This window comes from Gemmatimonas groenlandica (assembly GCF_013004105.1).
Taxonomy (GTDB): Bacteria; Gemmatimonadota; Gemmatimonadetes; order Gemmatimonadales; family Gemmatimonadaceae; genus Gemmatimonas; species Gemmatimonas groenlandica.
The window spans coordinates 1,957,279-1,980,438 of record NZ_CP053085.1; the positions used below are offsets into that span (position 1 = coordinate 1,957,279).

The following is a 23,160-nucleotide window of genomic DNA, read 5'->3' on the forward strand; positions in this document are numbered from 1 at the left end:
GGCGACTAGGGGCGCCACACCACATCGCTACTCGCATTACCGACCTTGTCGATCGCGTTGACCACGACGCCGTCCGTTCCGGCCGATGGTACGTCGACAATGAGCGCCGTGACTCGCTGAACACGCTGCGACCATGTGCCGTTCGTACGCCAGCGGATCAGGTACCATGACAGCGGTTCACTCGTGACCGGCGTGATCGACACGCGGAGCACGGCACCGAGCGACGTCACGCCGATGGTCGGCGCCGGGGGTGACACGGCGTCGAGCCAGTCCGTAGCGGGCGGCAACGCGCGCGCAGCAAACACGCCGCTCGTGAGCAACGATCGCAGTCCACCGCGGTCGTTCAGCACCACCGTCGTGTTGTAGAGCAATGATCCGGTCGAACCACCCGCTGCGGCGTTCTGCCCGCGCGTGAGTTGCACCTGCGCCGGAATCTCGGCCGCCGTGTACGGAGTCGTGCTGCCGTCACTCACGCGATAGGCTGCGAGGCCGGGCCACAGGTGACGGCGCATCGTGTTCTGCTGCCCCCACCACGTCAGCAGGGCACCGAAGTTCTGACCAGTGGACGCGATCGACCAGTAGAGCTGCGGCGCGAAGTAGTCCACCCAGCCGCGCTGCAACCACGTGCGCGAATCAGCGTAGATCGAGGCGTACGAATCGAGCCCCACGATGCCCGCCGGGCTGCCCGGACGCCAGATGCCGAACGGGCTGATGCCGACGCGCGCTGTCGGTGACGCGATGTGCGCCTCCCGATACAGCCGCTCCACGAACCGGTTCACATTGTCGCGGCGCCAATCGGCGCGAACCATCAGTCCCCCGCCCCGTTGATACGCGGCGTATGTGGCACTGTCAGGGAAGTCGAGCCCCGCGCACTTCGAGTCGGGATACGGATAGAAGAAGTCGTCGAGATGCACCGCGTCCACGTCGTAGCGACGCAACACGTCGGTGATCACGGCGATCGCCTGATCCTGCACGGCCGCTTCACCGGGATCGAACCACAGTTGCGTGCAGTACTTTCGCGTGAGATCAGGACGACGCACGGCAAGGTGCGAACTCGCCAGGCGCAGCGTGTCACTCAGATTCGCGGCGCGGAACGGATTGAACCACGCGTGGACTTCGAGGCCGCGCAGTCGCGCCTGCGTGATTGCGTACGCCAGTGGATCATAGCCGGGGTCGACGCCCTGCGTACCGGTCAGCGAGCGCGACCACGGCTCGAGCGTCGACGGAAACAGGGCGTCGCCGGCCGCCCGCACCTGCAGGACGACGGCATTCAACCCGGCTTGCTCTGCCGCGTCCAGGATCAGCGAGAACTCGGTCTGCTGCTGCGCGACCGACAGGCCGCTGCGCGACGGCCAGTCGATGTTGGCGACGGTCGCGATCCACATCCCGCGAAATTCGCGGGTCACGGCTGGCACCGTGAAGGCAACCGGCGGCGGCGGTGGTGGCGGAGCCACCGGCTCGGTCGGGGACTCGCCGGAGGCGCACGCACCGAGCATCGCGGCGGCCATGACCGCCGTCAGCACACGTGGAGTAGCCTTGGTCCATTGCATAGCGTAGCTTCGCGCCATCGTCACCAGTGCGGAAGCAGTGGCGGATCGTTTTCCCTTTCCGACTGTCCCCGACACGCCTCGCCATGTCTCGTGCCTCGAGTTCTTTGCAGCGATGCGCGATCGCGCTCGCGACGATGGCCCTCGCCAGCGTCCCGCCGACGACGTTCCTCGGAGCGCAGGCCGCACCCAAGCCGGCGCCGAAGACCGCGCCTGGCGCCGCGCAAGCCGTGCGCTTTGGATTCGCCGTGGATCGGCTGGCGCGTATCGACTCGATGCTCGACGCCGCCGTCGCGCAAGACGAGATCGCCGGTGCGGTGGCCCTCGTGTTGCGCGACGATCACGTGGTGTACGAACGTGCCGTCGGCTGGAGCGATCGCGAGGCGCAGCGACGCATGACACCAGACGCCGTGTTCCGCATCGCCTCGCAGAGCAAGGCGCTCACGAGCACCGCCATCCTCATGCTGCTCGAGGAAGGTCGGCTCACGCTCGCGACGCCGGTGAGCCGTTTTCTGCCGTCATTTGCCCGGACCACCGTCGCCACGCGCACCGACACCGGGGTGTCGACCGTAGCGGCCCGACGCGCCATCACCATCCGCGATCTCCTCACACACACCGCCGGCATTTCCTACGGCACGGACGCGTCGGTACGCGCGCGCTACGAACCGATGGGACTCGGACCCGCCGCCGGCTTCGGCTGGTACACCGCCGACAAGACAGAGCCGGTGTGCGCCACCATGGACAAGCTCGGCACGTTGCCCTTCGTGGCCCAGCCCGGCGAGGCGTGGGTGTACGGATACAACACCGACATTCTCGGATGCGTCGTGGAGCGCGCCTCGGGTATGTCACTCGACGCCTTTCTGCGCACGCGCATCACGCAGCCGCTCGGCATGCGCGACACCTACTTCTTCCTGCCGGTCGCCCAGCGAGATCGCCTCGTCACGGTCTACGCCAACGACTCAGGTCGCGTACGCCGTGCGCCGGATGGTGCCCGCGGTCAGGGCCACTACGTCGACGGGCCACGCGTGAGCTTTGCCGGCGGAGCCGGGCTCGTCTCCACCGCCCGCGACTATGCGCGCTTTTTGCAGATGATCGCACACGGTGGCCGATGGAACGGCCAGCAGTATTTGGCGCCGCATACCGTGGCGCTGATGACGACTAATCAGGTGGGGACGCTGCACGGCACGACCACCGGATTTGGTCTCGGCTTCGAGACCACCGAACGCTACGGCGCGACCGGCTCGTCGTCGGTCGGCACCTACGGCTGGGGTGGGGCCTACGGATCGAACTACAAAGTCGATCCTGCTGAAGGACTCGTCATCGTGTTCATGATCAACCAGCTCCCCAGCGGCACCGACGTGGTCGGCCGATTCCAGACCATGCTGTACAGCGCGCTCGTCGATGCGCGGGCGATGCGGTAACGCGCCGCGTTCGTGCGCCGCGTTCGTGCGCCGCGGCAGGTGATCGACTCAGTCACCAACCGGTTGATCGAGCAACGTGCGAACCCGACGTGACAGCTCCTGAATGTCGAACGGTTTGGTCAGGAGTTCGACGCCGTCGGGTACGATGCCATGCTGCGTGACGGTGCCCTCGGGATAGCCCGACAGATAGAGCACGCGCGTCGTCAGGGCTTCGGCCAGATACTCGCGCGCCAGCGTGACACCGGTCATGCCGGGCATCACGACATCGGTCACCAGCAGGTCCACGGGCCGGCCGAGCGACCGACCGAGGCGCAACGCCTCGAGACCGCCCGGTGCCTCGAGCACGTGGTAGCCGCGACGCCGCAACGTCGCCGCCGTGACGCGTCGCACCGGCTCGTCATCGTCGACCACCATCAGCGTTTCAGTCCCGTCGGCAGCGGGCTTTTCCGGCACCACCGCGACGTCGGCGACGCCGTCGGCGGCGGGGAGCACGATTTTCACGACGGTGCCTTGCCCCGGCACCGAACTGATCGACATGGTGCCGCCAGCCTGCGTGACGATGCCGTAGCTCGTCGCGAGCCCGAGCCCCGACCCCTTGCCAGCCTCCTTCGTGGTGAAGAACGGCTCGAGCGCGCGAAGACGCGTCTCTTCCGTCATACCGGCGCCGGTGTCGCTGACTTCGAACACGACCACTGGCCCGAGCGGGGCATTCGGCAGCGCCAGCGACTCGGCGTCACCGACCCCCAACGTGCACCGGATCGACAGCTCGCCGCCGTCGGGCATCGCGTCGCTCGCATTCACCGCAAGATTCATCAGCACCTGATCGAATAGCGCCGGATCGACGCGCACGCGACCGGCGTCGCCGGCGATGTCGAGCTGGAGACTGATCCGCTCGCGCAGCAGTCGACGAATCAGCGGAATCGCGCGGTCGATGATCGCCGTCACCTCCACCGTTCGCGGCGCCATCACATGCCGACGCGCGAAGCCCAGCAGCTGACGACTGAGCGCCGCACCAGATTCGGCCGCCGCGCGGATCTGTCCTGCACTGATCGCCACGTCGCCTCCCGGTTCCGCGTCGAACTCCAGCAGACTCGCTTCACCGATGATCGTGGTGAGCACGTTGTTGAAGTCGTGCGCGATGCCGCCGGCAAGTTGTCCGACGCTCTCGATGCGCTGCACCTGACGCAATTCGTCTTCCAACCGGCGACGATCGGTCACGTCGATGAAGACACCGTTCCAGATGGTCGAACCGTCTGTACCGCGCTGCGGCAGCGCCTGCCCGCTGAGCCATCGCCACTGCCCGTCGTTCTTGCGGTCGATCACGCGGAAATCGTAGGCCCACGGGGTCAGGTCGCGCTGCGAGCGGAAGGTCGAATCCATCACGCCCGGCAGGTCGTCGGGGTGCACACGATTCCAGGCTATCGTGGGCGAGCGCATGATCGACTCCACATCCGCGCCGATCGCGCGCTCCGCGAGTTGGCTGATGTAGGGAAACGATTCGTGTCCCTCGGCCGTGCGCAGGTACTGGTACACGATACCCGGCATCACGGAGGTAATCTGGTCGAGACGCTGATCGCGCGCCCGAAGCTCACGTTCCGCCACGATGACGTCGGTGATGTCGGTGACGCCGAAGACGACCGCCTCGATGCCGCCGTTCTGCTCGAACAGCGGTGCCCCGTTGATCGACAGCACCTTGCGTCGCCCGTCGGGCCACTCGATACCGTGACGCACGTCGAACACCGGCTCCCCGGTGCGCAATACCTGCGCGAACGGCTGGCGGTCGTCCGGAAAGGGCAAGCCGTCGAGATCGGTGTGGCGCCACTCGGGCGCATCGAATCGGCGGCCCTGCAGGTCGCTTGCCTGCAAACCGAGCACTTCTTCGGCGCGTGCGTTCGCGAAGATGATCGCGCCGGCGATGTCCACCACGATCACGCCCGCGATGCTGGTGGCCAAAATGCCCTCCAGCAGATCTCGCTCAGCGCGCTGCTGGGCATGAAATTCCTGCGTGGTCGCGTACAACTCCTGCACCCGGGACAGCGCGTTGGCGAGGCGGGCTTCCCGCTCGAGGGTATGCAGCTTGCTGCTGCGCAGCCGTCCCCCGAAGAACGCGCTGGTCAATGTCAGCACGTAGTACACCGCCAGGCGGTAGCCGTCCGGGCCCAGCACGATCGCCTGCGCGTAGTCGGTATCCAGCAACGTGAGCGTGGCCGCACCCCATCCAGCCAGCAGCAGCGGGCCCACGCCGCCGGGCACCATCAGCACCATGGTGAAGCCGGCGAGGAAAGGGAACAGCACGCCGAACTTGTGATAGGCGATCAGCACCAACGCGGCGCCACCTACCGCAGCGAACACCGCCAGCGTGTACCAACGCGCCCGGGCCCTGGTGCTGGTCATCGACTCGCGGAGCGCGGCCGCAGCGGCCAGATGCTCCCCCGTCGACCCCAAGGTTTCACCGATCGGAGCGCTGTCGGGATCGATCGCCTTTGGAGAGGGTGACGGCATCCGTGGAGCTTACGCGCCACGACTCGCGACAGCCAGTGTGCCGGGATCGAGATATTTGCGGGTGCCCGCTAGTGCGCGCGCCGTTTGCAGACGACAATTTCCGCCATGCAGATCGGGATTGACCTGGGTGGAACCAAGATCGAAGGCATCGCGCTCGACGCGACGGGCCAGGAACTCGGGCGACGGCGCGTCGCCACGCCGCCCGACTATGGCGACACGGTCGAAGCGATCCGCTCGCTGGTCACGGCCCTTGAATCCGCCACGGGACGACGTGGGACGGTCGGCGTCGGCATTCCTGGCGCCGTTGTCCCGGATACCGGCCTGGTCAAGAATGCGAATTCCGTCTGGTTGATCGGTCAGCCGCTGGGCGCCGACCTCGCGCTCGCGCTGCAGCGCGAGGTGCGGATCGACAACGATGCGAACTGCTTCGCCCTTTCGGAGGCGAGCGATGGTGCCGCGGCGGGTGCCGAGGTGGTCTTCGGGGTCATCATGGGCACAGGCGTCGGCGGCGGCATTATCGTGCGCGGACACGGCCTTACGGGACCCAACCTCATTGCCGGCGAGTGGGGCCATAATCCGCTGCCGTGGCCGCAACCCGACGAGCTGCCGGGCCCGCCCTGCTACTGCGGCAAACAGGGCTGCATCGAGAGTTGGATCGCTGGACCGAGCGTCGCCGCGGATCATCGGCGCGTCACTGGTGAATCGCTGACCACGCCCGACATCGTCGCGGCGGCCGAAGCCGGACAGGCAGCCGCGCTGGCCACCCGCGCGCGCTTCATCAACCGCGCGGCGCGCGGACTCGCGACCGTGATCAACCTGCTCGATCCCGATGTGATCGTGCTCGGCGGAGGGATGTCGAACGTACCTCGCCTGGCCGATGACATCACGGCACAACTCCCGGCGTTCGTCTTTTCCGACCACGTGCGCACTGCGGTCGTGCGCAATCGGCACGGCGACTCGAGCGGCGTGCGCGGCGCGGCGTGGCTATGGCCCGCGTCATAGCGGCACTGCTCGCGCTGCTGCTTCTGGCGGTCGCCATCTGGGCGACACGCGAGTACGTGCGGGGCTACGCACGGCGCGCCGGTCGTCGCACGGTGATGCGCGCACGGGTGCGAATCGATCGCTACAAACTCACGCGGAAGGCGTATGTGATCGACGCGCTGCTCGCCGACGACGCCATCGCCGCCGCGGTGCGGGCGCATGTGGCGGACACCAACGACAGCGAAGCAGACACCTGGCGTCGCGTGCGGCGCTATCTCGACGAGATCGTCCCGTTCTTCAACATTCTCGCCTACTACCGACTCGGCTACTGGGTGAGTCGCGCCGCGCTCGGGTTGTTCTACAAGGTGTCGGTCGAGTACGAGCGTCCCGACCCATTCCGCGGTGTGCCGCGGAACTCGGTCGTGATTTATCTCATGAACCATCGTTCGAACGCCGACTACGTGCTGGTGGCATACGTCATGATGGGCGCGGTGTCGATCTCCTACGCGGTCGGCGAATGGGCGCGCGCGTTTCCACTGGAAGTGCTGTTCAAGAGCTTCGGGTCGTACTTCATCCGTCGCCGCTATCGCGAGCCGTTGTATCACGCCGTGTTGCAGTCGTACGTGCAGTTGATCACGCGCAACAGCGTGACGCAGGGCATCTTTCCCGAAGGCGGACTCACGCGCGATGGGGCGCTGCGCCCCGCGAAGATCGGCCTGCTCGACTATGCGCTGGGCGTGGCGCGTGATCCCGACGTGCGACCGCGCATGTACGTGGTGCCGGTGGGCATCAATTACGACCGCGTGATCGAGGACCGCACATTGCTGCGAGAGCTCGAGACCAAGCGGCAGGTGCCCGCCCGCGACCGGGTCGCGCAAGCCGCCGACGTGGGGCGCTTCGTCCTCTGGAATCTGGGCCGCCTGCTCACCCGCCGCTGGCGACGTTATGGGCGGGCGGCCGTGACCATCGGCACCCCGGTGTCGGTCGATGCCTGGCTGACCAGCCTCGAGACAGAGGGCGTGTCGCTCTTCGACGCACCGCGGGCCGATCGCTTGCCCAAGGTGCAGCAGTTTTGTGATGACGTGCTGCAGCGGATCGGCGCCATCATCCCCGTGACGCCGGTTCCGCTGGCCTGTGCCGCCCTGGCCAGCTTCGACGCCGATTACGTGACGCGGGCGGCGCTGCTGGAGCGCATGTCAGCCATGCGCGACGTGCTCAGGGAGTTCAACTCCCGGGTGCTGCAGGCCGACCGGGACATCGAGGAGACCTTCGACCGAGCGTATCGGATGCTCCGGATGCGGCGCGTGATCGCCCGGACGGGCGCCGGATTTCTGATTCTGCCCAAGGGGCGGCCGTTGATCAGCTACTACGCCAACAGCATCGTCCATCTGTTGGGCCCCTTTGGCGAGGGAATGCGGGCCCGGGAAGCGCTCCCGCTGCACGACTGGGAGCGGGACGCGCTTGTCCGCGGTCCGGTGGCGGGATAGCATACGAGCGTTGGTAGCAATGCCTGCACCCCTGTTCGCAGATGGCCTATCGTATAACGGTTATTACCCCGGCCTTTGAAGCCGGTGATCTCGGTTCGATCCCGAGTGGGCCTATCCAAACGCAAAACGACGGGGGAGCGGATGCACCGCTCCCCCGTCGTTTTGCCTTTCCCGCGCTCATTTCACCGCGACGGGAAGTCGCCGGGCTCGGCGCGACCCTTAGAACGAGTAGCGTACTCCCAGCTGCATCTGGTACCGATTCCCGGACTTGATCGTGCGCCCGAAATTCGGATTCACGCGATACCGGTACTCGCGGGACGCCTGATCGAAGGCGATCACATTGAGCAGCGTCTGGTTGGCGCCCGGCACGGCGCGAACCGCGCCCCAATCGTGATTCAGCAGCGCGGCGGCATTGAATACATCGAGCGTGAGCTCCGCCCGCTGCCCACGAATCGTCGGCAGCTTCTGTGTGAAGCGAACGTCGACTTGCGTCACAAAGGGATTCCGAATCGCGTTACGCTCGGCGATCTGGCCAAGCGTCGACCCCAGGTAGCTCGACGCGATGTTCTGCGGGCTCGCGTATACCAAGCGCAGCGAGTCAGCAAAGCCGGCGCGTAGGCCCGGCGCGGCGGGGTCGAACACGAAGGCGAGATCGTTCTGGTTGGCGAACGAGCTGCCGGCTCCGACGTCGTCGCCGTTGATGTCCTGCGCCACCGTGGCCGACCACGGTGAGCCCGACTGTCCGATAACGCGAGCGCTGAACTGGAAGCCTTTGATCTCGGGGGTCGCGCCGTACAGCACCAGCTTGTGGCGGAAGTCGGTGGCGCTGGCGCCCCACGTGGGCGACCGTGGATCACCCGGCACCGGCGTGAACACCGACGTGATCGCAATGCAGCAATTGAAGGAGCTGTTGTCGCGGGTCTCATTGATCGTGAACGACCCGCTGATCGATCCGTTGCGCGGCAGACGCAGCGCCGCGTCGACGAAGAACGCTTTCTGGTGCTGTCCGGCGTCGCTGCGAAGCTCGAGCACGCGCTGGAACTGCGAGAACGGACGCGCCAACACGGGATTGCGACCGCCGGCGGCGGTGATGCTCGTGGCGGGCACGAACACCGGTCGCCCGCCTTCGTTGGCCAGTGTGAAATCGGCGGTCGGGCGCAGGTTCAAATCGACGTAGCGATACAGTTCGCTGGTGTGCGCGTACTGCGCGGCGGCGCCGAGCGTGAGGTTGCCGTTGAAGAGGCGACGCTGATAGGCGACGTCACTCTTCCAGGTGCGCGGCACTTTGAAGTCGGGGCCGAAAAAGTTGATGTACGACGGCCGCGGACCGCTACCGGCCGGCACTCCCGGTACGTTCGAAAACGACTGGCGGTAGCTGACAAAATCCGGCGTCGGCACCGCGGCGCCGGTGAGGAGCACATCGGCCAGCTGCGAGCCATCATTCAGCAGGTTGTTTATGTGCGCCATATAGTGCGGTTGCGATGTGAAGTACCCGCTTCCCACGCGCACCAGATTCTTGCCGGCGCTGCCCGGCGTCCAGGTCATCTGCGCCCTCGGCTGAATGGCGAAGTCGGCCGGCGACAGGTCGGTCCGCTTGCCGAAGGCGCCTTCCACTGCGGCATTCGGGTTCGCGCCAGTGAGGAACGCCGACACATCGGCACGCAACCCGGCCGTCACGTTGAGATCGTCACGTACGCGGAACTCGCCTTGTGCGAAGACACCGCCGTCGTACACCCACTGCCGCATTCGTGGCTCGAGATTCTGTAACGGTACCAAGCGCGCATACGACGAAGGCCGCCGTGCCTCGAGCGCTGCCAGGTTGGGGAACTGGAAGAGACCATCGGTCTCGATCGACACGAACATCGAGAGGTTGTTCAGCGAGTGGTCGGTGCCGACCGTGAACGCGCTGCGATCACCGTCGAAGCGCAGCACGTCGACCAGCTGATACGACTCCTCCGTCTGGAGCTCCGGGCTTGTCCGCTGTCCGCCGAACTGCAGGATCTGATTCCCACCCGTGGCTCCGCTCGGGAGCGTCGAGGACACGTTGACCAATCCGCGCGGCAGTCGCGTGTTCGGCTCGTTCTCGAGGATGCGGTTGGTGTACGCCAGCCGGACATCGTTAGTGAGGCGACTGCCGAGATTCGACTTCACCGAGCCCATGGTCTGCACTTCGCGCGACTTCTGATTGCCGCGACTCTCGAGCACGGAAAGCTCGCGGTCGGGAATCGAGTTGCTGTACAGGAAATCGGAATACGTGGTGCGCAACGTCGCACGATGCGAGTCGCTGATCTGGTAGTCGAGACGTCCGAACACGGTGTTCAGTGTGTTGGCGCGATCGAACGTGCCCGTTTGGCGATCGCTACCGAGCCCGTACGAGCGGCGAAGAATATCGAGGAAGCGCGTCACGCTATCCGGTGCCACCTGCAAACGCGTCCAGTCCGCGTTGTTCTCCACCTGCAGCGTGGAGAATGGCTCGGCCACCTGCTGCCGATCATACGCCACGAAGTAGTGAAGCTTGTCCTTCACGATCGCACCGCCAACCGACCCACCAAACTGCAGATTGTCGAAGCTGGTGACGTTCTGCCCGAGGAAGTTCGTGTTCGTGGTGAGCGCCTGATTCCGATTGTATACGAAGAGCGAGCCGTTAGTCGTATTGGTGCCGGCGCGCGTCGCGACGTTCACCGCGCCGGCTCCCTGCCGACCCTGGGTGACGTCGTACACGTTGGTCACCACTTCAAACTCACGGACGGCTTCCACCGAAATGGAATACGGACCGCGCCCGAAGCCGGCCCCCCAAATCGTATTCTTTGCCTGGACGCCATCCACGCGGATGTCGGTGCCGGTCACTCGGCCACCGGCAATCGACGAGGACGACGTAATGATGCCGCCGGTGCCGGCGCGCGACGTCGTCGGCGCCAGGATCGCGAGATCGGCGAACGAGCGGTCCTGAATCGGAAGCTGCCGGATTTCCCTCTCGGTTACCACGGTGCTGCCCCCGACGCGCTCCACACGCTTGCTCTCGCGGTCGGCCCGAACATCGACCGCCGTCAGCTCTGTCGCGGACGGGTCCAAAGCCAGATCGAGGATGACGCGATCGCCGAGATTCAGCATCAACCCACTGCGCAAGGCGGGGCGGAAGCCGAGTTGACGAATGGTCAGCGTGTACGGGCCACCGATCGGAAGCTGCGCGAAAACGTAGCGCCCGCGGACGTCGGTCTGGCGCGACTGTTGGGTGCCGGTCGACATATTGCGCACCGTGACGGTGGCACCGACGATCGGCGAGCCGGCGGCCGAACGCACCTGGCCGGATACAAAGCCTTCCGTGCCCTGACTATGGGCCCGATTCGCAGAAACACCGGTCATGACGACCGCGAGCAGCATCATCACGATGCGGCGGACAGAAAAGAGGCGCATAGCACGTCAAGAGGTGAGAGACACTGCGCCGCCGACTGGCGGCACGGCGTACAGTTCGACTCCTGTGTGATCGTTTGACCACCGTGCGAGCACAGTTTCGTCACGGGGAGATGACGGTTTCCAGACGAGCTGATCCTTAAGCACTCCCCAAAGGGCGCTGGTATGGCTACGTTGTGAGGCTGGTCAGGGACGGAGCCGCCGCGCCTTTCACGAGGTACCGGCGACACTCCGCCCCATTTGTTCTGCTTCCGCACCAACACCCTTCACGCTGGTCGAGACCTCCGGATGACTCCGTCTTTGGACGCACCGTCCCCGTCGCCGCGCGGCTTCAAAATCCTTTCGGGAACGGCCAATCAGCCGCTTGCCGAAGAGGTCGCGAAGATGCTGGGCACCGAGCTGTGCAAGGTGACCTGTACGCGTTTCGCCGACGGTGAGGTGTTCGTGCGCATCGACGAAAACATCCGTGGTGCGGACGTCTTCGTGGTGCAACCCACGAATCCGCCCGGCGAAAATGTGCTCGAACTCCTGCTGCTCATCGATGCGGCGCGCCGTGCCTCGGCCGCCCGCGTCACGGCGGTGCTCCCCTACACGGGATACGCCCGGCAGGACCGCAAAGATCAGCCGCGCGTCGCCATCGGCGCCAAACTCATGGCCAACCTCATCGAGACCGCGGGCGCTGATCGCGTCCTCGGTCTCGATTTTCATGCGCACCAGCTGCAGGGCTTCTTCGACGTGCCCGTCGATCACCTGTACGCCGCACCGGTGTTCACGAACTATTTCCGCAAGAAGGGGCTCAAGGACCTCTGCGTCGTCGCCCCCGACGTCGGTTCGGCGAAGATGGCGCGTGGCTTCGCCAAGCGGCTCGACGCCACCTTCGCCATCATCGATAAGCGTCGCCCCAAGGCCAATGTGGCCGAAGTGATGAACGTCGTCGGTGAAGTCGAAGGCCGCGATTGCCTGATTCCCGACGACATGATCGACACGGCCGGCACCGTATCCGAAGCCGCCCGTGCCCTGAAGAATCTCGGTGCGAACGACATCTACGTGTGCGCCACGCACGCGCTGTTCAGCGGCCCCGCCGTGGAACGACTCACGAACGCACCGATCAAGGAAGTCGTGGTGACCGACTCCATCAATCTCCCGCCCGAGCGACGGTTTCCGTCGCTGCACGTGCTCTCGGTGGGCGAGTTGCTGGCCAAGGCCATCCGATTTACGCACGCCGACCAGTCGGTGAGCGTGCTGTTTGAATAACTGCAGAGTACGGAGTGAGGAGTAGGGAGTACCCCGTACCCCTTACGCCTTACCCCTTACTTCGCAGTTATCTGGCCGGGCCGACCATTTCCGGTTACTCCCGAACCACTTTTTTCTCAGAGGTTAGTTCCAATGTCCAGCGCTTCTCTCTCCGCGTCCGTTCGTGCCGAAACCGGCAAGGGCGCCGCTCGCAAGATCCGTCAGGCCGGCAGCATCCCCGCCGTGATCTATGGCCACGGCCGCGAGCCGCAGTCGCTCACGATCAACGCGCGCGATACCGATAAGCTCCTCAAGAGCATCGCGATCAGCAGCACCGTGATCGATCTCAGCATCGACGGCAAGAGCGCCCGCACGCTCATCCGCGAGGTGCAGCGTCACCCGTTCAAGCGCACGATCACGCACATCGACTTCCAGGAGCTCGTGGCTGGTGAGACGGTGTCGGTGCAGATCCCGATCGTCTATGTCGGCGTGCCGGAAGGCGTGCGTCTCGAAGGCGGCCTGCTCGACCAGATCATGCACCAGCTGCACATCGAAGTCGATCCGTCGTCGATCCCGAACCACATCGACGTCGACGTGTCGGCGCTCAAGATCGGCAACACGCTGCACGTGTCCGACCTGACGCTACCCGCCGGCATCAAGGTGCTCGACGAGCCGGGCAACACCGTCTGCATCGTGCAGGTGCCGAAGGTTGCAGTGGAGCCCATCGTCGAAGGTGCCGCCGAGCCGGAAGTGATCCGCGCGAAGCCCAAGGCCGACGAGAAGTAAGTCGCGTACGGGGCGCGGAATTCGTTCAGCATGGTCACCCCACGCTGGCGCATTCCGCGCCCCGCCCGTTTACCCCTGCGTATGAAAGTCATCGTCGGACTCGGCAATCCCGGCCGGGAATACGAACAGACACGACACAACGTGGGCTGGTGGCTCGTTGACCACCTCGCCCGTCATTGGCATTTCGATCCGTGGCGCAAAGACGGCGATGCCGTCACCACGCAAGGCTCGGTCGGCGGCAAGAAGGTGAAGCTCGTGAAGCCGCAGACGTTCATGAACCTCAGCGGCGCCGCACTCCGCCCGTATCTCAAGCGCGAAGGCTGGAAGGCCGCCGACGATCTCATGGTCATCGTCGACGAAGTGGCAGTACCCGCCGGCGAGTACCGACTGCGCGCGGCCGGCAGTCCGGGCGGACACAATGGGCTCAAGAGCGTCGAGGCTCATCTCAAGTCGCCCGCCTACCCTCGCCTACGCATCGGCATCAAGCCGGTCGATGAACGCCGCCAGATCGGAGATCTTGCCGACTTCGTGCTGCACACGATGCCGCGCGACGAGCGGGAATTGGTCGAAGCGCTCTACCCGCGAATGATCACCGCGCTCGAGCTCTGGATCGCCGACGGCACCGAGAAGGCCGTGAGCACCCTGGGACGCTGAGCGAGGTTATCGTTTCGCGTTGATGTGCTGCTTGGTCCAGAGTACCACCACCGCGCACTGATTGCCCGCCGTCTGAAAGCGCGCCGGCGCCTGCATCTCGTTGTTGAAAATTTCGAGCGCCGCAATCTCATCCTTCGGCAATCGCGCGATCATGTTGTCGGGGGTGTTCGGCTCACGCACGGCGTTCACCCACAGCGACGCCAGGCAGTCGCCGCGTCCACGAATGATGAAATCACCAGGCGAACGTCCCACCTGCGTGCGAATGCCCGGTAGCAAGTCGAGCGCCTGACGCGTGCGGTCGTACTTGGCGAAGTGGGTGGAATCCACGAATCGGCCCAGCCCCGACGATTTACGTTCGTCGAGTTCCGTCGCGTCGCGTGACTTGATGCGCGTGGAGCGCACGTTGACCTGCTCCACCAGCGTGCCCTTCTCCAGCAATACCTCGAGACTCGTCACGCCCTTGTCGAGCACATCGAGCTGCTTGGCCACGGTCACGTAGCCGATCTTCCGCGCCGACACCATGCGGCTGCCGGTCGGCACGTTGTTGATCGTGAAACGTCCGTTGGGACCGGACAGAATCTCGGTGGCGAAACCGCCGAACGTCACCGTGGCAGCCGGTACCGACGCCCCCTTCTCATCGACCACCCGGCCCTGCACCGTCGCCGTGGCCGTCGGTCCGCCCGTGGCGCCGAGGATCAGATCCACTCGGCGCAGCGACGCCGCGTCGGCATCGACCAGCACGTTGTCGGTACGATACTGCGACGACGACGCCACCAGCGCGGCCGGCCCGAACTCCTGCACACCGCAGAAGAGGTAGTTGCCGAGCGAGTCGCTGCGCACCGTCATCGACTCGAACTTCGGCGTGCTGTCGAGCAAGCTCTTCACCGCTTGCCACTGCAGCACGAGGCCGACCCCGGCCACGCGGGTGGTGCCATCGGCCGCCGTCGTAGAACCGAAGAGAATGCCGCCCATGCCGTTGGCCGGCCGACGCTGGCCTACACACAACCGCGCCCAGGCGGTGTTCATGCCGGGGGTCGCGATGATCGGGCGATCCCACGGACCGTCGGCGGCCGGACGCGTGGCCGTGAGCTCACCAAGTCCGAGACGGTCGGCCCGCTCGTGGAATGCGACCAGGCGCATCACCCGCATGCGGCTGTAAATCGTGAAGCGCCCCAGTGAATCACTGGCGGCCGACTCACCGCCCGGCTCCGCCGTGATCAGCGCGCCCGCCATCGGTCGAAACGCCAAGCTGTCGTAGGCCAGACCGCGAATGGTGTCCGGACGCTGCGACACCGGCGCGACCTGCGCCTGTACGCCGGGCACGACCAGCAATCCCGTCACCATCAACGACGCTCCCCACATCGCCAGCCTGAATCCACGACGCATCACGCGCTATCCCCGAAGAAAGTTCCTGGTCCATCGCCTGCCGGCCGAGTCCCGGATTCGGTCCTAATCGATGCCGAATGGTTGATCGGGAAGCGCCCGCGGCGCAACGTATACGCATGCTACCCCAATCTCCCGCTCGCAGCCTGCTCCTCGCCAGCATCGTGATCGCCGCTACGGCGTGCGGTACCGACGACGGCCAGTTGACGACCTCCTCCTCCACGGCCATCCTCGGCGCCGTCGATGAGATCACCAGCCCGGCCCCGCCCGGCAGCAAGACGCCGTTCGTCATCACCGACAGCAGCGGTGCGGCCTACGTGTCGTGGACCGAGCAGCGGGCCGACTCGTCGTTCGCGATCCGCCTGGCGAAGTGGAATGGCGCCAGCTGGGACTCGTCGCGCACGATTGCCGCCGATCGACCGTTCTTCGTGAATTGGGCCGACTTCCCCGCGATCACGAAGCTCGGAAACGGCGATCTCGCCGCGCACTGGCTCGAACGCGAAGGCACCAGCACCTATGCCTACGGCATTCGCACGGTGCGATCGCGGGACGATGGGCGTACCTGGAGCGCACCCGTGACACCGCACACCGACGGCCTGGCCGCCGAGCATGGCTTCGTGTCGCTCTGGGCCGACGGCGGCCGTAACGTCGGTTTGGTGTGGCTCGATGGTCGAAAGAGCGCCATGAAGGATTCGACGCGCGAGATGACCGTTCGCACCGCTGTCGTGCGCGAAGACGGCACGCTTGCCAAGGAAGCGGTGCTCGACGCCCGTACGTGCGATTGCTGCCAGACGGCAACCGCCAAGGGCACCCTGGGCCGCGTGATCGTGTACCGCGACCGCTCCGAGAAGGACATCCGCGATATCGCCATCGTGCGCGAACTCGTAGGTGGCTGGAGTCCGCCGGTGCTGGTGCACGCGGACGACTGGTACTACCCTGGCTGCCCCGTGAATGGCCCACAGGTGGCCGCCAGCGGCAAAACGATCGTGGTGGCCTGGTACACGGCCGCCCACGACACCGCGCGCGTGCTGGCGGCCACGTCGACCGACGGCGGCGCGACCTTCGGGGCACCGGTGCGGATCGACGAAGGGGATCCGATCGGCCGCGTGTCGGTCGTACTCGACAGTCGGGCCGAACCGATCGTGGCCTGGCTCGAACGGCGCAGCACCGACGAAGCCGAGGTGCTGGTACGTCGCGTGACCGGCACCACGGTCAGCGAAACCCGCAGTCTGTCCCGCACGTCGGGAGCACGGCAAAGCGGCTTCCCGCGTCTCGCCGTGCTGCGTGACACCCTGTTGGCCACGTGGACGACCACGAAGCCCGCACCGCAAGTGCACGTGGCGCGCCTTCCTCTTTCTGCGAGTGCTCGATGAGTTCTGTGGTATTTCGTGCGGTGCAGCGCGCCGCGTCGATCGGCACGCTGGTCGCGGTAGGCACGCTCACCTTCAGCGCCCTGTCCTCATTCGTGAGTGCTCAGGATGCGCCCAAGTCGCAGCCGGTCGCCTCCGCGCCGGCCCCGCGCACGCCCTTGCCCCTCAAGCTCGCGCCGCGTCCGACCAAGAGTGCCATTACCGCCGACGATCTGATGACGCGGCTGTACATCTTCGCCGACGATTCGCTCATGGGACGCGATGCCGGTACCGAAGGCAGCTTCAAAGCCACGGCGTTGCTCGCGCGTGAAGCGCAGCGACTCGGGCTTCAGCCGGCCGGCGATAGCGGCACGTTCTTTCAGACGCTGCCACTCAAGCGCAAGAAGGTCGATCCGATGTCGTCGTTCATCGCTGGCGGCGCGTCGCTCGAACTCAGTAAGGAGTGGGGCTTTAAGAGCGGCAGCACGATGACGTTCAACGATACGCCGGTGGTGTTCGGCGGGGTCATGGGTGAGCAGTCGTTGTTGCCGGCCGAGCAGGTGGCGGGCAAGCTCGTGGTGCTGACGGTGCCGACGTCGCAGGACGCCGTGTTGCAGTCACTCGACGGTGAGGTTGACGTGCCGGCGGGCGCCGCCGGTATCATCCTCGTCGAGCCAGCGCAGGCGGCGGGCGTATTCGGCTATGTGCTGAGCGCCGGCGCGTTCGTCGATGATCCCGCGTTCGGTGGTCCACGCCTGTTCGTCGGCGCCAATGTCATGTCGAAGCTGTTCGCGTTGCCGGCGAGCGCACTCAAGGTCGGCACGGTCGGCACGAGCGTGAACGTAAAAGCGATGCTCGATGTGACGCCCTCGCCGTTCGCGGCGCGCAACGTCGTCGCTATTCTGCCCGGTAGCGACCCCAAGCTCAGGAACCAGTACGTCGCGGTCGGCGCGCACAGCGATCACGTGGGCATGTCACGTCGCGCCGTCGACCACGACTCGGTGCTGATCTTCAATCGTATCGTGCGTCCCGGTGGCGCCGAGAACGACGACAAGATGGGCAACACCGCACAGTTCGTGCAGATCAACGCCGAGTTGGCTGAGATGCGGAAGTCGAGCCCCACGCGCCGCGACTCGATCTTCAACGGCGCCGACGACGATGGCTCGGGGTCGGTGGCCGTGCAGGAGATCGCCGAGATGCTGTCCACGATGAAGGTCAAGCCGAAGCGCTCGACGCTGTTCGTGTGGCACGTCGGTGAGGAGAAGGGCTTGTGGGGCTCGAAGTTTTTCACCGCGCACCCCACCGTTTCACGTGACTCCATCGTCGCGCAGCTCAACATCGACATGGTGGGTCGTGGGTCGGCCACCGACCTCACCGGCACCTCCAAAGACGGCCAGGATTTGCGCGGAGGCCCCGACTACTTGCAGCTGGTCGGTTCGCGACGCCTGTCCACGGAGCTCGGCGATCTGGTGGAGAGCGTGAACACGACGAAGAAGCACAACTTGGTGTTCGACTATGGCATGGACGCGAGCGCGCATCCGATGAACATCTACTGCCGCAGCGATCACTACGAGTACGCCAAGTGGGGCGTCCCGGTCACCTTCTTCACCACCGGCGGCCATTCGGCCTATCACCAGCTGACCGACGAGCCGCAGTACATCGACTATCCGCACATGGAGCGGGTAGCGAAGCTGATCGCTGACGTGGCGCTCGAGCTTGGAAATCGGTTGGGACGGCCCGTCGTGAATCAGCCCAAGCTCGACCCGCGCGGGACGTGCAAGCAGTAGCTTTCCGCGAGCATTCCGCCCCTCCAACTCCTCCCTATGTTTGATCAACTCCCGCTGCTATCTCTGGGCGCGGGCGTCGTCGGCCTCATCGCGACGTTCCTGACCTTTGGCGGTATTCGCCGCCTCTCTCCGGGTACGCAGGCCATGCAGGACCTGGCCGACGAAATCCACGTCGGTGCGATGGCGTTTCTTCGCGCCGAGTACGTGGTCCTTCTGCCGTTCCTGCTCATCGTGGCCGGTCTCCTCGGCTGGGCGATCGGCGTGAAGACGGCCATTGCCTACGTCATCGGTGGCCTGCTGTCGGTGGCCAGCGGCTGGATCGGCATGCAGGGCGCGACGGCGGCCAACGTGCGCACGGCCGAAGCGGCGCGCTCGAGCGGACAGGCGGCAGCGCTCCGCGTGGCGTTCGGCGGTGGATCGATCATGGGCCTCGCGGTGGCGTCGCTCGGTCTCGCCGGGATCGCGATCGTGTTCGCCTTCCTCGCCAAGAACGAAGTCACGGCCGATGCGAAGACGTTCGCAGAGATCATCTCCGGCTTCGCGATGGGCGCGTCTTCGATCGCGCTCTTTGCGCGCGTGGGCGGCGGTATCTACACGAAGGCGGCCGACGTCGGCGCCGATCTGGTGGGCAAGGTCGAAGCCGGCATTCCGGAGGATGACCCGCGCAATCCCGCGACGATTGCCGACAACGTCGGTGACAACGTGGGTGACGTGGCCGGACTCGGCGCCGACATCTTCGAGAGCTACGTGGGTGGTATCGTGGCCACCATCGCGCTCGCGGCGACCAGTGTACTGATCCCCGAAGCGACGCGCGTGAATGCGATGTTGCTGCCGGTGGCGTACACGGCGGCCGGACTCGTGGCCTCATTGATCGGCATCTTCATGATGCGGATTCTGGCCAAGGGTGATCCGGCCAACGCCTTGCGCTTGGTCACGTTCATCGCCGCGGGACTGTTCCTCGTGTTCGCGTATTTCATCACGAACATGGTGCCGCTGAACATGATGACCGAAGCGGGCGCGGCCCTTCCCGCGCTCGGGCCGTTCTACGCGGTCATCGCCGGTACGGTGTCGGGCATCTCCATCGGTCTCGTGACCGAGTACTACACCGCCGCCGGCCCGGTGCGCCGCATCGCCGAAGCGTCACAAACGGGCCCGGCCACGAATATCATCGCCGGTCTCGCCGTCGGCATGGAAAGCTGCATCGTGCCGGTGCTGCTCATCTGCGCGGCGATCTGGGTGTCGTTCACGTCCGCCGGCTTGTATGGCATCGCGATTGCCTCGGTGGGTATGCTCGCCACGGTCGGTGTCACGATGTCGGTCGACGCCTACGGTCCGATCTCGGACAACGCCGGTGGCATCGCCGAGATGAGCCACCTCGGACCGGAAGTCCGCAAGATCACCGACGGTCTCGACGCCCTCGGCAATACCACCGCCGCCATCGGCAAAGGCTTCGCAATCGGATCGGCGGCGCTCACGGCGCTGGCGCTCTTCTCGGCCTACGCCTCGGCCGTGAATCTCACGACGCTCAACCTGATCGACCCGATGGTGGTCATCGGCATGTTCGTGGGCGGCGTGGTGCCGTTCTACGTCGGTGCCTCCACGATGACCGCCGTGGGTCGTGCGGCGCAGGGCATGGTGGAAGAAGTCCGCCGCCAGTTCCGCGAAATCCCCGGGCTGCTCGAAGGCAAGCCGGGCGTGAAGCCCGACTCGGCCCGCTGCGTCGAGATCTCCACCAAGGCCGCGATCCGCGAGATGATCGCCCCGGGTCTGGTGGCAATCCTGCTCCCCGTGCTCGTCGGCAAGTTCCTCGGCGTCACGGCGCTCGGCGGCCTGCTGGCCGGTGCCACGGTGACGGGTGTGATGATGGCCCTGTTCATGGCCAACGCCGGCGGCGCGTGGGACAACGCCAAGAAGATGATCGAAGGCGGCATTCTGGGCGGCAAAGGCTCCGACCCGCACAAAGCCGCCGTGGTCGGTGACACGGTGGGCGATCCGTTCAAGGACACCAGCGGCCCGGCGATGAATATTCTCATCAAGTTGATGAGCGTGGTGAGTTTGGTACTTGCTCCCTGGTTCTTGCGGTAAAACTTTCGACTCCAAACTTGGACTCAAAACTCAAGACTCACGTGAGTCTCGAGTTTTGAGTCCAAGTTTGGAGTTACGAGTCACTTCCAACGGCCGCCCGTGCACAGCGCACCGGCGGCCGTTTCGTTCTACCCGGCAAGCACGCGTCGCCTCAGCACAATCAGCATTCTGCGAATCTCGACCACCTCGTCGATCAGCGGCATCGCCACCGCGTCGTCGACGACGCTGGTTCGCCGGGCGAGGTCCAGATGACTCTCGGTCTCCGATGCCGACCCGATCGAGATCTGGAGGTACCGGGCGAAATCGCGGGCGCCGGCGGCATTGGCGCCCTCGGCGATGTTTGCCGCGATCGATTGAGACGCCCTTCGTAGCTGACTGCGCAACGAGACAACGTCGCGACCTCGCATAGTCGTGGTGGCGCCGTAGACCGCAGCGGCAAAGCTCTGCGCGCGCTGCCACACCAGGAGCTTCCTGAAGGCCAATCTGCCCCCGCCCCCAACCGTCGCCGTCACCAATTCCCCGCCCCCCGCTACATTTCACTGCGGGCGGAGCGCGTCGCGACTCCCTACCCCGTACTCCGTACTCCCTACTTCGTTTTTAATCGTGCTTCAACTCGGCATCGTCGGACTCCCCAACGTCGGCAAATCCACGCTCTTCAACGCCCTGACCTCGGCCAAGGCAGAAGCGGCGAACTATCCCTTCTGCACCGTCGATCCGAATGTCGGCATGGTGGAAGTGCCCGACGCGCGGCTGGCGAAACTCGCCGAGATTGTGCAGCCCAAGCGCACGCTGCCGGCGGCGGTGCAGTTCGTCGACATCGCCGGGCTCGTGAAGGGCGCGTCGCAGGGCGAAGGCCTGGGCAACAAGTTCCTGCAGAACATCCGCGAGACCGACGCGATCGTGCACGTTATCCGCTGCTTCGCGGATGACGACGTGACGCACGTCATGGGCTCGCCTGATCCGGCGCGGGACAAGGAAACGATCGAGCTCGAACTCGCGCTCGCCGACTTGGCCGTTGTGGAGAAGCGCCTCGACAAAGTGAAGCGCGCGGCCAAGGCGAACGACAAGGACGCGTTGGCGGAGTTACCGGCGCTGGAAGCCGCCTTCGCGACGCTGTCTGAAGGCATGCCGTTGCTTCGTGGCGGACTCTCGTCGGAGCACATGCTCTCGTTGGCCGGGCTGCAGCTCATCACGGCGAAGCCGGTGCTGTATGCGGCGAATGTGACCGACGCCGAGCTGGCGGGTGATGAAGGGCCGTATCTGAAGGCGCTCCGCGCGGCCGTGGCGGCCACCGGCGAACATGCCGAAATCGTGGCATTCTCGGCCAAGATCGAGGCCGAACTCTCAGAGCTCCCCGTCGAAGAGCGGAGCGAGTTCCTCGCCTCGCTGGGCATCGAAACGGCTGGACTCGACCGGTTGATCCAGGGAGGCTACCACCTGCTCGGTCTGCAGACGTATTTCACGGCCGGGGAGCAAGAAGTGCGCGCCTGGACGATTCATCGGGGGGACACCGCCCCGAAGGCGGCGGCCGTCATCCATACCGATTTTGAGAAAGGCTTCATCCGGGCCGAAACCGTCTCGTACCAGGACTTCATCACGCACGGCGGCTGGAAGACCTCGCGTGAAAAGGGCGCGGTGCGCTCGGAAGGCAAGGAATACGTGGTGCACGACGGCGACGTGCTGCTTTTCCGCTTCAACGTTTAAACGACCTTTTTTGCCTGACATGGGTAGCACGTCGCCATGAGGATCGTATCGAAACGCATGGCGCTCGGCGCCGCGATGCTGTTCGCAATCCGCGCACTCCCGCTTGCGGGACAGACGCCGGATTCGGCGGAGAATCGCGGCGTGCAGCGACTCCCGGCCGACGCCCTGTCGGTGCCGTTCAAGGTTGGCGAGCGCCTCGACTACGAGGTGCGTTTTGGCTCGCTCAAGGTGGGCAATGGCAGCATGGAGGTGCGCGACATCACCGAAGTGCGCGGACGCGCCGTGTGGCACACGGTGTTCAAAATCAATGGCGGTTTCGCGCTGTATCGGGTGAACGACTTGTATGAGTCGTGGTTCGACGTGGCCACGCTCAACTCCTTGCGCTACCATCAGGATGTCGACGAGGGCAGCTACGAGCGAACGCGTCGCTACGAGATCTTCCCTGAGCGCGGCATGTTCAAGGAAAACGATCGTCCCGAGGAGCCCACGGTGGCGAGTCCGCTCGACGACGGCTCGTTCCTGTATTTCGTGCGCACCTTGCCGCTCGAAGTGGGCAAGTCGTACGAATACGCACGCTACTTCAAGGCGGCGGGCAATCCCGTGCGCATCCGCGTTGTGCGCCGGGAGACGATCACGGTGCCCGGTGGCACGTTCAAGACCGTCGTGCTGCAGCCCACGTTTCAGACGAAGGGTATCTTCAGCAAGAACGGCAAAGCGGAAGTGTGGATCACCGACGACGATCGCCGGATGATGGTGCAGATGAAGTCGAAGCTCAGCTTCGGCTCACTCAACCTGTACCTGCGCGGCTCCAGCGGCACCAAGTAGTCGAT

General features: G+C 65.4%; 16 protein-coding genes and 1 tRNA gene. 12 read left to right on the plus strand and 5 right to left on the minus strand.

Translation table 11 applies throughout. The features are described 5' to 3' along the window. Positions 1-5: 5 nt before the first annotated feature. A complete protein-coding gene (locus HKW67_RS08275; protein WP_171224932.1) occupies positions 6-1,550 on the minus strand; it encodes a glycoside hydrolase family 10-like protein in 1,545 nt (514 codons plus the stop codon). Between the two features lie 83 nt (positions 1,551-1,633). Here HKW67_RS08275 and HKW67_RS08280 point away from each other — a divergent pair, with 83 nt between their 5' ends. Beyond that, positions 1,634-2,968, plus strand: a complete 1,335-nt coding sequence (locus tag HKW67_RS08280; RefSeq protein WP_171224933.1) for a serine hydrolase domain-containing protein — start codon at positions 1,634-1,636, stop codon at positions 2,966-2,968. Between the two features lie 48 nt (positions 2,969-3,016). Here HKW67_RS08280 and HKW67_RS08285 read toward each other — a convergent pair whose 3' ends face one another. Further along, positions 3,017-5,470 carry a hybrid sensor histidine kinase/response regulator gene (locus tag HKW67_RS08285; RefSeq protein WP_171224934.1) on the minus strand — a complete coding sequence of 818 codons (2,454 nt, stop codon included), beginning with the start codon at positions 5,468-5,470 and terminating at the stop codon, positions 3,017-3,019. A 105-nt stretch (positions 5,471-5,575) separates the two neighbouring features. Here HKW67_RS08285 and HKW67_RS08290 point away from each other — a divergent pair, with 105 nt between their 5' ends. The 3 genes from HKW67_RS08290 (at position 5,576) to HKW67_RS08300 (ending at position 8,056) form a co-directional block, all read left to right on the plus strand. Further along, positions 5,576-6,472, plus strand: a complete 897-nt coding sequence (locus tag HKW67_RS08290; RefSeq protein ID WP_171224935.1) for an ROK family protein — start codon at positions 5,576-5,578, stop codon at positions 6,470-6,472. Next, on the plus strand, positions 6,457-7,938 hold the full coding sequence (locus HKW67_RS08295) for a 1-acyl-sn-glycerol-3-phosphate acyltransferase (RefSeq protein ID WP_171224936.1): 1,482 nt from the start codon (positions 6,457-6,459) through the stop codon (positions 7,936-7,938). Before HKW67_RS08290 ends, HKW67_RS08295 begins: the two co-directional genes overlap by 16 nt. A 42-nt stretch (positions 7,939-7,980) precedes the next feature. Continuing rightward, positions 7,981-8,056: transfer RNA gene (locus HKW67_RS08300), tRNA-Gln, on the plus strand. Between the two features lie 101 nt (positions 8,057-8,157). On the opposite strand, the gene HKW67_RS08305 is transcribed toward HKW67_RS08300, so the two are convergent. Beyond that, positions 8,158-11,352 (minus strand): TonB-dependent receptor, encoded by a 3,195-nt coding sequence (locus HKW67_RS08305; RefSeq protein ID WP_171224937.1) that lies wholly within the window; start codon positions 11,350-11,352, stop codon positions 8,158-8,160. 285 nt (positions 11,353-11,637) lie between these two features. On the opposite strand from HKW67_RS08305, the gene HKW67_RS08310 reads away from it, so the two are divergent. The 3 genes from HKW67_RS08310 (at position 11,638) to pth (ending at position 14,022) form a co-directional block, all read left to right on the plus strand. Next, the gene (locus tag HKW67_RS08310) at positions 11,638-12,603 is read left to right on the plus strand and encodes a ribose-phosphate diphosphokinase (RefSeq protein ID WP_171224938.1); all 966 of its coding nucleotides are present in this window, start codon (positions 11,638-11,640) and stop codon (positions 12,601-12,603) included. Between the two features lie 132 nt (positions 12,604-12,735). After that, the gene (locus HKW67_RS08315; RefSeq protein WP_171224939.1) at positions 12,736-13,368 is read left to right on the plus strand and encodes a 50S ribosomal protein L25/general stress protein Ctc; all 633 of its coding nucleotides are present in this window, start codon (positions 12,736-12,738) and stop codon (positions 13,366-13,368) included. 81 nt (positions 13,369-13,449) lie between these two features. Next, positions 13,450-14,022 carry an aminoacyl-tRNA hydrolase gene (gene pth, locus HKW67_RS08320; protein ID WP_171224940.1) on the plus strand — a complete coding sequence of 191 codons (573 nt, stop codon included), beginning with the start codon at positions 13,450-13,452 and terminating at the stop codon, positions 14,020-14,022. Positions 14,023-14,028: 6 nt separating this feature from the next. Here the strand turns inward: pth and HKW67_RS08325 are convergent, their stop codons facing one another. Then, positions 14,029-15,408 carry a carboxypeptidase-like regulatory domain-containing protein gene (locus HKW67_RS08325; RefSeq protein ID WP_230981171.1) on the minus strand — a complete coding sequence of 460 codons (1,380 nt, stop codon included), beginning with the start codon at positions 15,406-15,408 and terminating at the stop codon, positions 14,029-14,031. A gap of 116 nt (positions 15,409-15,524) precedes the next feature. On the opposite strand from HKW67_RS08325, the gene HKW67_RS08330 reads away from it, so the two are divergent. Genes HKW67_RS08330 through HKW67_RS08340 form a run of 3 tightly spaced genes read left to right on the plus strand, consistent with a single transcriptional unit; the run spans position 15,525 to position 20,626 of the window. After that, positions 15,525-16,778: a sialidase family protein gene (locus HKW67_RS08330; protein WP_171224942.1), complete on the plus strand. Its 1,254-nt coding sequence runs from the start codon at positions 15,525-15,527 to the stop codon at positions 16,776-16,778. Continuing rightward, on the plus strand, positions 16,775-18,541 hold the full coding sequence (locus HKW67_RS08335; RefSeq protein ID WP_171224943.1) for a M28 family metallopeptidase: 1,767 nt from the start codon (positions 16,775-16,777) through the stop codon (positions 18,539-18,541). The genes HKW67_RS08330 and HKW67_RS08335 overlap by 4 nt, the downstream gene beginning before the upstream one ends. 36 nt (positions 18,542-18,577) lie before the next feature. Further along, entirely contained in the window at positions 18,578-20,626 is a 2,049-nt protein-coding gene (locus HKW67_RS08340; RefSeq protein ID WP_171224944.1) for a sodium-translocating pyrophosphatase, read from the plus strand. Positions 20,627-20,754: 128 nt separating this feature from the next. Here the strand turns inward: HKW67_RS08340 and HKW67_RS08345 are convergent, their stop codons facing one another. Next, complete coding sequence (locus tag HKW67_RS08345; protein ID WP_171224945.1) at positions 20,755-21,087, minus strand: four helix bundle protein; 333 nt, start codon at positions 21,085-21,087, stop codon at positions 20,755-20,757. A 139-nt stretch (positions 21,088-21,226) separates the two neighbouring features. Between HKW67_RS08345 and ychF the strand changes: the two genes are divergently transcribed. Next, entirely contained in the window at positions 21,227-22,330 is a 1,104-nt protein-coding gene (ychF, locus tag HKW67_RS08350) for a redox-regulated ATPase YchF (protein ID WP_171227596.1), read from the plus strand. 36 nt (positions 22,331-22,366) lie between these two features. Continuing rightward, the gene (locus HKW67_RS08355) at positions 22,367-23,155 is read left to right on the plus strand and encodes a DUF3108 domain-containing protein (protein ID WP_171224946.1); all 789 of its coding nucleotides are present in this window, start codon (positions 22,367-22,369) and stop codon (positions 23,153-23,155) included. The last annotated feature ends 5 nt before the right edge of the window (positions 23,156-23,160 follow it).

What these genes read in the sequence shown, in the direction of transcription:
- HKW67_RS08275 (WP_171224932.1), bottom strand. Translation starts at nt 1,550, where the DNA reads ATGCAATGGACCAAGGCTACTCCACGTGTGCTGACGGCGGTCATGGCC.
- HKW67_RS08280 (WP_171224933.1), top strand. Translation starts at nt 1,634, where the DNA reads ATGTCTCGTGCCTCGAGTTCTTTGCAGCGATGCGCGATCGCGCTCGCG.
- HKW67_RS08285 (WP_171224934.1), bottom strand. Translation starts at nt 5,470, where the DNA reads ATGCCGTCACCCTCTCCAAAGGCGATCGATCCCGACAGCGCTCCGATC.
- HKW67_RS08290 (WP_171224935.1), top strand. Translation starts at nt 5,576, where the DNA reads ATGCAGATCGGGATTGACCTGGGTGGAACCAAGATCGAAGGCATCGCG.
- HKW67_RS08295 (WP_171224936.1), top strand. Translation starts at nt 6,457, where the DNA reads ATGGCCCGCGTCATAGCGGCACTGCTCGCGCTGCTGCTTCTGGCGGTC.
- HKW67_RS08305 (WP_171224937.1), bottom strand. Translation starts at nt 11,352, where the DNA reads ATGCGCCTCTTTTCTGTCCGCCGCATCGTGATGATGCTGCTCGCGGTC.
- HKW67_RS08310 (WP_171224938.1), top strand. Translation starts at nt 11,638, where the DNA reads ATGACTCCGTCTTTGGACGCACCGTCCCCGTCGCCGCGCGGCTTCAAA.
- HKW67_RS08315 (WP_171224939.1), top strand. Translation starts at nt 12,736, where the DNA reads ATGTCCAGCGCTTCTCTCTCCGCGTCCGTTCGTGCCGAAACCGGCAAG.
- pth (WP_171224940.1), top strand. Translation starts at nt 13,450, where the DNA reads ATGAAAGTCATCGTCGGACTCGGCAATCCCGGCCGGGAATACGAACAG.
- HKW67_RS08325 (WP_230981171.1), bottom strand. Translation starts at nt 15,408, where the DNA reads ATGCGTCGTGGATTCAGGCTGGCGATGTGGGGAGCGTCGTTGATGGTG.
- HKW67_RS08330 (WP_171224942.1), top strand. Translation starts at nt 15,525, where the DNA reads ATGCTACCCCAATCTCCCGCTCGCAGCCTGCTCCTCGCCAGCATCGTG.
- HKW67_RS08335 (WP_171224943.1), top strand. Translation starts at nt 16,775, where the DNA reads ATGAGTTCTGTGGTATTTCGTGCGGTGCAGCGCGCCGCGTCGATCGGC.
- HKW67_RS08340 (WP_171224944.1), top strand. Translation starts at nt 18,578, where the DNA reads ATGTTTGATCAACTCCCGCTGCTATCTCTGGGCGCGGGCGTCGTCGGC.
- HKW67_RS08355 (WP_171224946.1), top strand. Translation starts at nt 22,367, where the DNA reads ATGAGGATCGTATCGAAACGCATGGCGCTCGGCGCCGCGATGCTGTTC.